At 70.8% G+C, this 13,296-nt stretch carries 11 protein-coding genes; 10 read left to right on the top strand and 1 reads right to left on the bottom strand.

The features are described 5' to 3' along the window. Positions 1 to 49: 49 nt before the first annotated feature. Together HRF36_RS01775 and recR are read left to right on the top strand one after the other, a co-directional pair. Positions 50 to 2,488, top strand: a complete 2,439-nt coding sequence (locus HRF36_RS01775; RefSeq protein ID WP_173205296.1) for a DNA polymerase III subunit gamma and tau — start codon at positions 50 to 52, stop codon at positions 2,486 to 2,488. 3 nt (positions 2,489 to 2,491) lie between these two features. After that, a complete protein-coding gene (gene recR / locus HRF36_RS01780; RefSeq protein WP_043595550.1) occupies positions 2,492 to 3,091 on the top strand; it encodes a recombination mediator RecR in 600 nt (199 codons plus the stop codon). Between the two features lie 42 nt (positions 3,092 to 3,133). On the opposite strand, the gene HRF36_RS01785 is transcribed toward recR, so the two are convergent. Further along, positions 3,134 to 3,943: a DUF1206 domain-containing protein gene (locus HRF36_RS01785; RefSeq protein WP_173205298.1), complete on the bottom strand. Its 810-nt coding sequence runs from the start codon at positions 3,941 to 3,943 to the stop codon at positions 3,134 to 3,136. Between the two features lie 156 nt (positions 3,944 to 4,099). Between HRF36_RS01785 and HRF36_RS01790 the strand changes: the two genes are divergently transcribed. The 8 genes from HRF36_RS01790 to HRF36_RS01825 all read left to right on the top strand — a co-directional run bounded on the left by HRF36_RS01790 (position 4,100) and on the right by HRF36_RS01825 (position 13,293). Further along, positions 4,100 to 5,365 carry an aspartate kinase gene (locus HRF36_RS01790; protein ID WP_173205301.1) on the top strand — a complete coding sequence of 422 codons (1,266 nt, stop codon included), beginning with the start codon at positions 4,100 to 4,102 and terminating at the stop codon, positions 5,363 to 5,365. Positions 5,366 to 5,474: 109 nt separating this feature from the next. Continuing rightward, the gene (locus HRF36_RS01795) at positions 5,475 to 6,527 is read left to right on the top strand and encodes an aspartate-semialdehyde dehydrogenase (RefSeq protein WP_173205319.1); all 1,053 of its coding nucleotides are present in this window, start codon (positions 5,475 to 5,477) and stop codon (positions 6,525 to 6,527) included. A gap of 128 nt (positions 6,528 to 6,655) precedes the next feature. After that, positions 6,656 to 8,137 carry a malate:quinone oxidoreductase gene (locus HRF36_RS01800; protein ID WP_173205321.1) on the top strand — a complete coding sequence of 494 codons (1,482 nt, stop codon included), beginning with the start codon at positions 6,656 to 6,658 and terminating at the stop codon, positions 8,135 to 8,137. 76 nt (positions 8,138 to 8,213) lie between these two features. Further along, positions 8,214 to 9,377, top strand: a complete 1,164-nt coding sequence (locus tag HRF36_RS01805) for an Rv2578c family radical SAM protein (protein ID WP_173205323.1) — start codon at positions 8,214 to 8,216, stop codon at positions 9,375 to 9,377. 170 nt (positions 9,378 to 9,547) lie between these two features. After that, the gene (locus HRF36_RS01810) at positions 9,548 to 10,783 is read left to right on the top strand and encodes a sensor histidine kinase (protein ID WP_173205325.1); all 1,236 of its coding nucleotides are present in this window, start codon (positions 9,548 to 9,550) and stop codon (positions 10,781 to 10,783) included. After that, on the top strand, positions 10,780 to 11,952 hold the full coding sequence (locus HRF36_RS01815; protein ID WP_173205327.1) for a hypothetical protein: 1,173 nt from the start codon (positions 10,780 to 10,782) through the stop codon (positions 11,950 to 11,952). Before HRF36_RS01810 ends, HRF36_RS01815 begins: the two co-directional genes overlap by 4 nt. Further along, a complete protein-coding gene (locus HRF36_RS01820; RefSeq protein ID WP_082486345.1) occupies positions 11,939 to 12,688 on the top strand; it encodes a response regulator in 750 nt (249 codons plus the stop codon). The genes HRF36_RS01815 and HRF36_RS01820 overlap by 14 nt, the downstream gene beginning before the upstream one ends. Continuing rightward, positions 12,688 to 13,293, top strand: coding sequence for a thymidine kinase (locus HRF36_RS01825; RefSeq protein WP_173205329.1), 606 nt, complete (start codon positions 12,688 to 12,690; stop codon positions 13,291 to 13,293). The genes HRF36_RS01820 and HRF36_RS01825 overlap by 1 nt, the downstream gene beginning before the upstream one ends. Positions 13,294 to 13,296: the final 3 nt, after the last annotated feature.

A 13,296-nucleotide genomic window follows, 5' to 3' on the forward strand; every position in this document is an offset into this window, starting at 1 on the left:
ACGCCTCCCGCCGTCGACCGTTGTCGGTGGCCCCGACTACTCTTGCTGTGTGGTCACCGCCCTGTATCGCCGTTACCGGCCAGAGAACTTCGCCGAGCTCATCGGGCAGACGCAGGTGACCGATCCGCTTCGCACGGCATTGCGCACCAACCGCGTCAACCACGCCTACCTGTTCAGCGGCCCCCGCGGTTGCGGCAAGACCACGTCGGCCCGCATCCTGGCGCGCTGTCTGAACTGCGCGCAGGGCCCGACCGACACGCCCTGTGGCGTCTGCGCCTCGTGTGTCGAGCTCTCGCGCGACGGTGGCGGCTCGCTCGACGTCATCGAGATCGACGCGGCCAGCCACAACGGCGTCGACGACGCCCGCGACATCCGTGACCGAGCCGTGTTCGCCCCGGCCCGCGACCGATTCAAGATCTTCATCCTCGACGAGGCCCACATGGTCACCCCGCAGGGCTTCAACGCTCTGCTGAAGGTCGTCGAAGAACCGCCAGAGCACGTCAAGTTCATCTTCGCCACCACCGAGCCCGACAAGGTCATCGGCACGATCAGGTCGCGAACGCACCACTACCCGTTCCGTCTCGTTCCCCCGGCGCAGATGCTCGAGTACGTGCACGAGCTCTGCGAGAGCGAGTCGGTCGAGGCAGCCCCCGGCGTCCTCCCGCTGGTCGTCCGCGCCGGAGGCGGTTCGGTGCGCGACACCCTCTCGTTGCTCGACCAGCTCATGGCCGGCAGTGAGAACGGCGCGATCGAGTACGAGCGCGCCGTCGCCCTGCTCGGGTACACCCACGCCTCCCTGCTCGACGACGTCGTCGAGGCGCTCGGCGCCCGCGACGGGGCCGCGGCCTTCGCGGCCGTCGACCGGGTCGTCCAGACCGGGCAAGACCCCCGCCGGTTCGTGGAAGACCTGCTCGAGCGCCTGCGCGACCTCATCGTCGTCGGTGCGACGGTCGACGGCGCTTCCGCGGTGCTGCGAGGCGTCACGGCCGACGAACTCGACCGTCTCGTGCACCAGTCGCACGCCTTCGGCGCCGCCGAGCTGTCGCGGTCGGCCGACGTCGTCAACCGGGCCCTCACCGACATGACCGGGGCCACGTCGCCGCGGCTGCACCTCGAATTGATGATCGCGCGCGTCCTCGTCCCCGAGAGCGACCAGAGCGGGCGGGGCGCCCTGGCCCGGGTCGAGCGCCTCGAACGACGTGTCGGGGTCGAAGGGCCCGGAGGCGGGCCGTCCGCGGCACCCGTGCCGACGACCGACGCTCGGCAGGCCGCGGTCCCGGCCGCGTCGGCTCGGCCCTCGCCTGCCGTCGCGCCACAGGTTCCGACCACCGCGGCTCCCTCCGCGTCGTCTCCCTCGGCGTCTCCGGTCGAGGCCACGGCGTCGACCGAGGCAGCCGGGGGTCCGTCGGCCGTCGAGAGCGCGACCGCGTCCTGGGCGACGGCCGCTCCGTCGACCTCGGCCGAACCGGTCGATGCCGGGGCCGCGACGACGACCGAACCCGCCCCTCCGTCCGCCCCGCACTCGGCCGCCTGGGCACAGGCTCCCGACGCCCCAGAGGGTGCCGGGGTCGGTGCGGCCTCGGTGACGCTCCAGCAGATGCGCGACAGCTGGCCCGAGATCGTCGAGGTCGTCCAGAAGGCGCGGCGCACGGCCTGGATGGTCGTCGTCACGGCCACCGTCGTCGACTTCGCCGACGACGTGCTGACGCTGGCGTTCCCCAGTGCGAACGACGTCGAGAGCTTCAAGCGTCCCCAGGGCGCGGCCGAAGGCGTCAGCGAGTACCTGCGTCGGGCGATCGTCGACGTCCTCGGCGTCAAGGTCAAGTACATCGCCCGGGTCGAGGGGGACGGACCCTCGGGGCCCACCCCCGCCGGTGCACCGCCTGCCGACGCCGACGTTCCTTCCGCCGCCGCCCCGTCGAGTCCGCAACCGTCACCGGCACCGACCGGCGAGGTCCGCACCGCGGTCGCGCCGGCCGAGCCCGCCCAGCCCGTCGAGAACGTCGAGAACGTCGAGCGGACGATTCCCAGGCCGGCCACGGCCTCCTCGCGCCCATCGGCAGAGGTGTCGGCACCCGCGCCTGCCGCGCGGCCCGGCGCCTCGGCTCCCGTCACGGGATGGGACGTCGCTCCCATCCCGCAGACCCCGCCCCCCGAGCCCGACGAGCCCGAGCACATCACCGAAGAGCCGCCGGGCGGGGTGCCGACCGTCGATGCCGCGCCTGCGCCGTCCCAGGTCGACGCGACGTCGGCAGGACGATCCGCCGCAAAGACGTCGTCCTCTCCGGTCCCTGGGTCCTCGTCTCCGGCCGTCGCCACCGGCGCCGGCCCGTCGGTGGCCGAGCGTCGCGTGGCCACCGGGGACCCGCGTCGGGGTATCCCGACGGGGTCGCGCTACGGCGAGGCCGTCGTGCGTGAGATCCTCGGGGCCCAGTTCATCGAAGAAGAGACGATCGCCCCTCGGGTCACGCCTCAGAGAAGCGAGTAGCGCGTGTACGAAGGCATCGTCCAAGAGCTGATCGACGAGTTCGGTCGTCTGCCGGGCATCGGGCCCAAGTCGGCGCAGCGCATCGCGTTCCACATCGTGCAGAACGAATCCTTCGACACGTCCCGGCTCGCCGAGCTGCTCGTCGACGTCAAGACCAAGGTCCGCTTCTGCGAGATCTGCGGCAACGTCAGCGAGCAAGAGACGTGCAACATCTGCCGCGACCCTCGTCGGTCACCCGCGACGATCTGTGTCGTCGAAGAGGCCAAAGACGTCCAAGCCATCGAGCGGACTCGTGAGTTCCGCGGCCTCTACCACGTGCTCGGTGGCGCGATCAGCCCCATCGACGGCATCGGTCCCGACGACCTGCGCATCCGCCAGCTCGTGCAGCGGCTGGCCGACGACACCGTGCAAGAGGTCATCATCGCGACCGACCCCAATCTCGAGGGCGAAGCGACCGCGACCTACCTCTCGCGCATGCTGGCGCCCTTCGGGCTCCGGGTCACGCGGTTGGCTTCGGGCCTGCCTGTGGGCGGCGACCTCGAGTACGCCGACGAGGTCACGCTCGGCCGGGCGTTCGAAGGCCGCCGACTCGTCTCCGAATGACGGCCCGCGCCTCCTGAACCCGCCCTCGGTCAGGGCTGCCGGTCAGAGGCGGGCGCGCCGCGCCCGGACGACGCAGTACGCGCCGTAGGCCATCAGCCCCAGGGCGACCGCGGTCAGCACCACGACTCCGAACGGCAGGTCCGCGAGGGCCTTCAGGGCGCCGTCGAGCCCCGTGGCCTCGCTGGGATCGGCGGTGACGGCCGCGACCGCGAAGAGCACGCCGACGACGCCGAGGGCTATCCCCTTGGCGACGTACCCCGTCACTCCGAGAACGACCGTGCCGCGACCGGCGGTGCCACCTGGCAGCGTCAGGTCCTCGCGGAACTTCTGTTTCACGCCCTTGACGACGAAGTACGCCCCGATGGCGACGATGGCGAGGGCGACGACGACGAGCAACACGACGCCCCCTGGCGCGCCGAGCAACCGGGCGCTGAGCGTCTGGGTCTGCCCCGAGCTGTCCGACGACGAGCCCCGGGCGAAGGTGAAGGCCGTGAAGCCCACGGCGAGATACGCGACGCCCTTGCCGCCTTCTTTCGCGCGGTCGGCCCAGTCGTCCTTGTCGGTCCCCCGGACGAGCGCGGCCTCGAGCAGCTGGAACACGCCGAGCCCCCACAGGCCCACGACGATCAGCCAGAGCAGGAGCACCCCGCCCGGGCGGGAGGCGAACTGTCCCAGGGCCCCGCCCTGGTCGGCCTCTCCGCCGCCGCCGAAGGCCACACCGAGGGCGATCACGCCGATCACGACGTGCAGCAGCCCGTTCATGGCGAAGCCCACGCGGGCGGCGGTCGTCAGCGCGCGGCTGTCCTGGAGGCGGCTGGCGGCTCCGCGGGCCTGGTCGGTGGTGTCGGGCATCGGTCCACCGTAGAGGACGGTCGTGGTCGACGCCCTCGGGCTCGGGCCGCGGCCCTCCGATCCGTGTGCGTCACACGCTCTCGACACCGAATAGAATCGCCGGACGCAGGCGTGAGCCGTTTCCCGGCGCGCCCAGTCCCCTTCTCAGGAGTCACCGTGAGCTTGATCGTGCAGAAATTCGGCGGATCGTCCGTCGCCGATGCCGAGAGCATCAAGCGCGTCGCCAAGCGCATCGTCGAGACCCGCAAAGCGGGCAACGACGTCGTCGTGGCCGTCAGCGCGATGGGCGACACCACCGACGAGCTGCTCGACCTGGCGAACGAGGTCAGCCCGTTGCCCGGCGGTCGCGAGCTCGACATGCTGCTCACCGCGGGCGAGCGCATCAGCATGGCCCTGCTCGCGATGGCCATCCGCAGCCTGGGCGTCGAGGCCCGCTCGTACACCGGCAGCCAGGCCGGCATGATCACCGACGCCCAACACGGCAAGGCCCGCATCGTCGACGTCACGCCCGGTCGGGTGCGCGACGCCCTCGATGCCGGGTACGTGGCGATCGTCGCCGGATTCCAGGGTTTCAACCGGTCCACCGGTGACATCACGACACTCGGTCGCGGCGGCTCCGACACGACCGCGGTGGCTCTCGCCGCGGCGCTCGAGGCCGACGTCTGCGAGATCTACACCGACGTGGACGGCGTCTTCACGGCCGACCCCCGTGTCGTGCCGAAGGCCCGCAAGCTCGACCGCGTCACGAGCGAAGAGATGCTCGAACTCGCCGCCGCCGGGTCGAAGGTGCTCTACATCCGTGCCGTCGAGTACGCCCGGCGCCACGGCGTCACCCTGCACGTCCGTTCGTCGTTCAACAACAACGAGGGCACGCTCGTCGTCAACCCGAAAGAGGGAGAGAACGTGGAAGAACCCATCATCAGCGGGGTCGCGGGTGACCTCAGCGAGGGCAAGATCACGGTCGTCGGCGTCCCCGACGTGCCGGGCAAGGCCGCCCAGATCTTCCGCACGGTCGCGAAGACCGGCGCCAACATCGACATGATCGTGCAGAACGTCTCGGCGGCGTCCACCAGTCGCACCGACATCTCGTTCACCCTGCCGAAGTCCGAGGGCGCCGTCGTGCTGCAGGCCCTCGAGTCCGACCGTGCCGAGATCGGCTTCGAGTCGTTGCAGTACGACGACCAGATCGGCAAGCTCGCGCTCGTCGGCGCCGGCATGCGCACCAACGCGGGCGTCTCGGCGCGGCTGTTCACGGCCCTCTTCGAGGCCGGCATCAACATCGAGATGATCTCGACCAGCGAGATCCGCATCTCGGTCGTCACCCGGGCCGACACCCTGAACGACGCGTTGCGCGTCGTCCACACGGCGTTCGGTCTGGACGCCGAGGTCGACGCCGTCGTCCACGGCGGCACCGGCCGCTGACGCGCCCCGTCCCTCGACCACCGGAGGCGCGCGCGGCTCTCGCACCGCGCCTCCGGGCCCTGCTCCCTCAGCACGAGACCCCGCACCACCGAACCCCCAGGAGGCACCCATGGCCGAAGGACTGCGCGTCGGCGTGATCGGCGCGACCGGACAGGTCGGCAAGGTCATGCGCACGCTGCTCGACGAGCGCGACTTCCCGGTCGCCGAGATCCGTTTCTTCGCCACCGCCCGGTCGGCGGGCACGACCCTGCCCTTCCGCGGGGTCGACATCGTCGTCGAGGACGTCGAGACGGCCGACCCCGCCGGTCTCGACATCGCCCTTTTCTCGGCCGGTGCCACGGGATCACGAGCCCATGCGCCGCGTTTCGCCGCGGCCGGCGCGCTCGTCATCGACAACTCGAGCGCCTGGCGCATGGACCCCGAGGTGCCGCTGGTGGTCAGCGAGGTCAATCCCCACGCCATCCGCGAGGCGGTCAAGGGCATCGTCGCCAACCCCAACTGCACCACCATGGCGGCCATGCCCGTCTTGAAGGTCCTCGACACCGAGGCCACCCTGCAGCGGTTGATCGTCAGCACCTACCAGGCCGTCTCGGGCAGTGGCCTCGCCGGGGCCGACGAGCTGCTGCAGCAGACCCGAGCCGCGATCGAGGGCGACACCATCGGTCTCGTCCACGACGGGCGAGCCGTCGACCTGCCCGAGCCCGTCACGTACCTCCGCCCCATCGCCTTCGACGTCATCCCGCTCGCGGGCAGCATCGTCGACGACGGCACGCGCGAGACCGACGAAGAGAAGAAGCTCCGCAACGAGAGCCGTAAGATCCTCGAGCGTCCCGACCTGCTGGTCAGCGGAACCTGCGTGCGTGTCCCGGTGTTCACCGGGCACTCGCTCTCGATCAACGCCGAGTTCGCCTCGGACATCACGGTCGAACGCGCCGAAGAACTGCTGCGCGACGCCCCCGGGGTGGTCCTGACCGACGTCCCGACCCCGCTCCAGGCGGCGGGAGCCGACCCCAGCTTCGTCGGCCGCGTCCGTCACGACGAGGGCGTCCCCGGCCACCGCGGGCTCGCGTTCTTCATCAGCAACGACAACCTCCGCAAGGGCGCGGCACTCAACGCGGTCCAGATCGCCGAGCTCGTCGCTGCCGAGCGCGCCCTGGCCTGATCGCTCGGTGCCGGCCTCGAGGCACCGCGGACGCACGAGGCCCCGGTCTCTCGACATCGAGACACCGGGGCCTCGTCCTCCGGTGACCACCCGGGATCGCCGAGGGGGCCGGGCCTAGACTGACCCTCGTGACCGATGCGAAGAAGCCCGTCGACGTAGCCCTCATCGGGGCCGGCATCATGAGTGCCACCCTCGGTGCCATGATCAAGCAGCTCGAGCCGAGTTGGACGATCCAGATCTACGAGGCGCTGGGTGACGTCGCCCTCGAGTCCAGCAATCCCTGGAACAACGCGGGTACCGGGCACTCCGCCCTCTGCGAGCTCAACTACACGCCCGAGCGGTCCGACGGCACCATCGACACGTCGAGCGCCGTCAAGGTCAACGAGCAGTTCCAGGTGTCCCGTCAGTTCTGGTCGTTCCTCGTCGCCGAGGGGGCCCTGCCGCAGCCCGACGCCTTCATCAACTCGACTCCGCACATGAGCTTCGTCTGGGGCGAGAAGAACGTCGAGTACCTGCGCAAGCGCCACGAGGCACTGCGCGAGCACCCGTTGTTCCAGGGCCTCGAGTTCAGCACCGACGCCTCCGTCATCCGGTCGTGGGCCCCCGTGTTGATCCCCGGGCGGGCGAAGGGCCAGCCCATCGCCGCGACGCGCATCGCCGCCGGGACGGACGTCGACTTCGGCGCCCTCACGCGCCTCCTGTTCTCGTACCTCCAGGGCGAGGGGGCGACGCTCGAGCTCGACCACCGCGTCACGAACCTCACCAAGCGCGCCGACGGCACGTGGCGCGTGGCGCTCCGCAAGCAGATCGGCGGAACCCCGACGACCGTCGACGCGCGCTTCGTGTTCGTCGGAGCCGGCGGGGGAGCCCTGCACCTGCTGCAGAAGTCGGGCATCGACGAGATCAAGGGCTTCGGGGGATTCCCGGTCAGTGGCGAGTTCCTGCGCTGCGACGACCCGGCGGTCGTGGGCAAGCACCAGGCCAAGGTCTACGGCAAGGCCGCCGTCGGGTCACCACCGATGTCGGTGCCGCACCTCGACACGCGCGTGGTCGACGGCAAGGCCAGCCTCATGTTCGGCCCGTATGCGGGCTTCAGCCCCAAGTTCCTCAAGCACGGTTCGATGTTCGACTTGTTCGCCTCGATCCGACCGCACAACCTCTACCCCATGATCCGGGCCGGGCTCGCGAACCTCTCGCTGGTCAAGTACCTCGTGGGTCAGCTGGCGGCGAGCAAGCAGACCAAGTTCGAGGCGCTGCGCGAGTTCATGCCCGACGCCGACCCCAAGGACTGGTACCGCATCACGGCAGGTCAACGGGTGCAGGTCATCAAGAAGGACCGCAAGAAGGGCGGGGTGCTGCAGTTCGGCACCGAGGTCATCACGGCGCGTGACGGCACCATCGCGGGCCTGCTCGGGGCGTCCCCGGGGGCCTCGACGGCCGTCCCGATCATGCTCAGCGTGCTCGAGCGGTGCTTCCCCGACCGCATCGTGTCGTGGAAACCCCGACTGAACGCGATGATCCCGACCTACGGCGACGACCTGTCGTCCGACGAGCAGCGAGCAGCATCGACGATCGGGGCGACCGCCGAGGCGTTGCACATCCACGCCTGAGCCCGGCCGGGCTCGGCGTCCTCGGACGCCGAGGCCCCGGGTTGACCTCGCTTCGAACGTGTGTTCGAATGGGGCCATGCGATGGTCCGAGCAAGCGATCGACACCGAGAACGCCTCGGCGCTGCCCGGCCTGGCCCGGTTGAACAACCTCATCACCTCCGTCACGACACCAGAATTCGCGGGGGTCACGTTCCACGAGGTCGTGGCGAAGAGTGCGCTCAACCGCGTCCCGGGCGGTGACTCGGCCTTGCCCTTCGGCTGGACGATCAATCCCTATCGCGGGTGCAGCCACGCCTGCGTGTACTGCTTCGCCCGTCCCACGCACGAATACCTCGACCTCGACGGCGGCGACGACTTCGACCGCCAGATCGTGGTCAAGGTGAACGTGGCCGAGGTCCTGGCGCGCGAGCTGCACCGCCCGACGTGGCAGCACCACCCGGTCGCCCTCGGCACCAACACCGATCCCTACCAACGGGCCGAGGGGCGGTACCGGCTCATGCCCGGCATCATCGCCGCGCTCGCCGACTCGGGCACGCCCTTCAGCATCCTGACCAAGGGCACGCTGCTGCGGCGTGACCTGCCCCTGCTCGCCGAGGCGGCGCAGCACGTACCCGTCGACCTGGCCGTGTCGATCGCCGTCTACGACGACGAGCTGCAGCAGTCGGTCGAGCCGGGCACCCCGACGACGTCGGCTCGACTGGCCACCGTCTCGGCGGCCCGCGAACTGGGATTGTCCTGCTCGGTCTTCATGATGCCCGTGTTGCCCTACCTCACCGACGGTCTCGACCACCTGCACGCGGCATTGGCGGCCGTCCGCGACTCGGGTGCTTCGAGCGTCATGTACAGCGCGCTGCACCTCAAGCCCGGGGTCAAAGAGTGGTGGTTCGCCTGGCTCGAACGAGAGCACCCCGAGCTCGTGTCGAAGTACCGTTCCCTCTACGCGCAGGGCACCTACGCGCCGACTGGCTACCGCTCCTGGCTGGCCGGGCGCCTCCGGCCCCTGTTGCGCGAGTACGGGCTCGAGAAGGGGCAGGCCGATCCGGCGACGGGGTCCATGCGCTCGGCGGCACTCGACGACAGCACGCGATCACTCCGTCTGATGGGGTTGAACGGCACCGGCACCGGCGTCACCCCGGGCAGTCCCGACCTGACGATCGACACCGGTCGCACCCCCGCACCGCGGGCCATGATCGCCCACGAGTTGCCCGGCGGGTTCCGCTCTCAGCCGAGACTGTTCTGAGCGACCGAGCTCACGGGGCACCGGTGGTTCGTGCGCCGGCCGGCTGGAACGGGGCACAAACCAGGCCTCTCGCCCGCCCGGCGTGGCTCTTGTCCCCACATGTCGGGGTACAGCCCGGGTCCACCTTCTGCCATGCTCTCTCCAGATCGCGAACGAGCCGAGGAGGCCCCATGCTGCTCGGCCTGCCCGCCCACCTGGCGCCCGTGGCCGTCGGCGACTCGGTGTCGAGGGCGTGTCACGCGATCGCGGCCACGGTCCTCGCGGCGGCCGCCGCCCTGCTGCTCGCCAAGCAGGCCGCCACACCCGACCTGTTGCTCTGGCCCGCCCTCGTCTCGCTGGTTCCGCTGGTGGTGCTGCTCCTCGTGGTCGAGCGCGCGCGCACCACGACGGCTCACCTCGCGTACCTGATCGTCGGGACCGCCGCCCTGTACTGGTACGCCGTCACGCTCTTCTCGCAAGTCGCCGCGGTGCAGGCATCGGACGCCTTCTCGCTCTCGCTGCCGAAGATCGCCCTCATCATGGTCGGCAGCACGGCCGTCGGACCCCGCCGGGGACTCCTCTGGTCGGCGGCGGGCTACGCGGCCGGCGAGCTCGCGACCCAGCTGGCGACCTGGCACACGGGAGCCTCCCTCCGGCTCGACGTCACCGCCCTGCTCGCGTTCGTGCTCGTGGCCGTGGTCACCGGCCACGCCGAGACGTCGCGAGGGCGCGCACGCAGAGCCCAACCGCGATTGCACCGTGCGGCGCTTGAGCAGCAGGTCCAGGGCATCCGTGTCGACATCGAGCAGCAGGCCGCGGCCCTCGTCCACGACACGATCCTCGGGCACCTCGCGGCCGTCGCGACCGCACCTCCCGGCGCTCTGCCGCCCGAGACCAGCCGGGCGATCGTCGCCGACCTCGAGATGCTCATGGGGCGAGACTGGCTCTCGGCCGGTACCGCGCCTCCCGGGGTCGCCGAGGCGGCTGCCGACGCCTGGGAGCACAGCCGGGTGCACGCCGCCGTCGAGCGGTCACGGTCGGGCGGTCTCGAGGTGTCGGTGACGGGGGACGTCTCGGCCGTCGGCCGGCTCGCCCCCGTCACGGCGGACGCACTCGGTCTCGCCGTCTCGCAGTGCCTCGTCAATGTGAGCCGCCACAGCGGGGTCGCCAAGGCCGAGCTCGTCGTCTTCGGTGACGGCACCGACCTCACCGTGATGGTGATCGACGACGGTGTCGGCTTCGACACGGCATCGGTGGCCCCTGATCGGCTCGGGCTCACGAACTCGGTCGAGGGCCGGCTGGCCCGGGTCGACGGTCACGTGCAGATCTGGTCGTCCCCCGGCAGCGGCACGTCGATCGTCCTCAGGGTCCCGTTCGCCGTGGCGACGTCGACCGTCGTTGCCACCGACGACGGGGTGCGGTCATGACCGCCGGCGTCCCTCCCCGGTCGGCCGCGCGCGCCTCCGGACGGACGCCCCAAGAGGTCGATCCCCTCGGCGCCCTGGCGGCCCGGCCGGTCACTCTCGGGGCAGCCCTCGCCGCGGTGCTCGTCGCCGTCGTGTATACGCTGCTGCGGGCTCCCGACGTCTCGTCGCCGGGGGCGGCGGTCGCGGCGCTCGTCGTCGTGGCCGTGGGTGGTGCCGTGCTCGTCGTCTCGGCCGTGCCCCTCAGGGCGCCGTTCGGGCCCGGGGCGCTCTGGTGCGTCGCCGCGGCCTGCGCGGCGGCAGGCGTCCTGTCCGCCCTGGCCACCGCTGGCAGCAATCCCTTCGTCCGGGACGACTGGGCGGGCATCGCCGCGGGTGTCCTCCTGCTCGGGGTGGCCCCGTACCGCTCCGCGCACGAGATCCTCGCGGCCGGAGGGGCCGTGGCGGCCGTCCTCGCGGTCGTGGTCCTCGTCGAGGCTCCCGGGTTCGTCACGGCGGTGCCCGTCGCGTCGTACGTCGTCGTCGCCCTCACGCCCTTGTTCGCCCTCACGGCCGCTTCCGCCGTCTTCTCGGCCGTCTTCGTCGCCCACGTCGAGGGATGGGTCTCCCGGGCCACGGAGTTCCGGAGGGCCGGCACCGACGAATTGCGGGTGACCCTGGCCCGGTCGGTCCAGCAGGACCGCGTCACGGTGCTGAACCGCGAGGTGGTGCCGTTCTTCGCGCGGCTGGTCGAGTCCGGCCGGATCGACGAGGACGACGCCGACGAGGCGCGGCGCGTGGCCGACTCGCTGCGCGCCTCCCTGGTGGCCGAGGCCGACGCGACCTGGCTGGCACGGCGTCTCGGGGGCCCCGGTCGTCGGGTCCCGGCCGAGGTCGTCGACCCCGATCGCCTCGCCGACCGTCTGGGGCCCGAGCACCGCACCGCGCTCTGGGCGCTCTTCGCCACGCTCGACGACGGTGACGTCGTCGACGCCCACTCGCTCCGGGTCGTGCTCGAGGCCGAGGAGGCGCGGGTCGGCATCACCGTCGAACTCGCGTGTGGGTCCTCGGTCGCCGCCGCTCGACGGTCCCTGGCCCCCTGTCTGACCGTGCTGCGACTCGTCTCGGGCGACCTGCGGGTCGACCGGGCCGCGTCTCTCCTGACACTAAGGTTTTCTTATGACCAGCACTGAGCCGAGCGGCCGCTCGTCCCACCGTCCGGGCTTCGGGAGGCCCGTCGCAGCACCCTCGTGGGCCACCGTCGGCCCGGGCTCCGAAGCGCCGCCCGCTCGTCGCGTCCGGCTCGCGATCCTCGACGACCACGAGGTGCTGCTCGACAGTCTCAGCAGCTGGATCAACGTCAACGCCTACGACTTCGATCTGGTCCTCACGGCACACACCTGGCTCCAGCTGGTGCACAGCGACAACTTCCCGACCGACCTCGTGTTCCTCGACTTCCAGTTGAAGGAGCCCGTCTCGATCGAGGCCCGGGTCCGGACGTGCCGCGCGGCCGGGGCCAAGGTCGTCGTGCTGTCCAGCCTCGACACCCGTGAGTCCCGCGAGCGGGCCCTCGAGGCGGGGGCATCGGCGTTCCTGTCGAAGACCTTGCCGATGCGCGAGGTGATGGACGCCGCCCGACAGGTCATGGGTGTCGCCCGCGACAACTCGCCCCAGCGCGACTGGCGTCCGCTCCCCGCCGGCGCGGCGAATCAGACCCGCCCGAAGCTCAGCGCAGGCGAGGCCGAGGCGTTCCGGTTGTACGTCTCGGGCTTCAGCACGAACGAGGTCGCGGCGCAGATGAACGTCCAGTACGAGACGGCCAAGACCTTCCTGCGTCGAGTCCGCGAGAAGTACGCCAAGGCCAACCGGCCGGCCAGCAAGAAGTCCGAACTCATCAGGCGGGCTGCCGAAGACGGTTACCTCCAGTAGTGGCGAAGCTCTACTTCCGCTACGGCGCGATGAACAGCGGCAAGAGCACGGCTCTGCTGCAGGCGGCGTTCAACTACGAAGAACGCGGCCAACGAGTGCTGCTGGCCAAACCGGGGGTCGACACCAAGGGCGAGGACGCAATCGTCTCTCGGTTGGGCGTCACCCGGGCGGCGGACGTCACCTTCGCCCCCGACGACGAGGTCCGGCGGGTGTTCCTGGCGCGGCGTGACGCCGTCCGGGGCCAGACGGGCTCGAGCCTCGCCTGCCTGCTCGTCGACGAGGCGCAGTTCTTGTCCCCTCGTCAGATCGACGATCTCTTGCGCATCGCGATCCTCGACGACGTCCCCGTGCTCGCCTACGGCATCCGGACGGACTTCCGCACGGTGGCCTTCCCGGGCAGCCGGCGGCTGCTCGAGGTCGCTCATTCGCTCGAAGAGCTCAAGACGATCTGCCGGTGCGGTCGCAAGGCGGTCTTCACCGCTCGGACGGTGGGGGACCGGTTCGTCTTCGACGGCGACCAGGTCGCCATCGACGGACAGCAGGTGACGTACGAATCCTTGTGCGGGGCCTGCTACCTCGCCGAATCCGGCGGTCGTCTCGCCTGACCA

Source organism: Frigoribacterium sp. VKM Ac-2836 (genome assembly GCF_013248995.1).
Classification (GTDB): domain Bacteria; phylum Actinomycetota; class Actinomycetes; order Actinomycetales; family Microbacteriaceae; genus Frigoribacterium.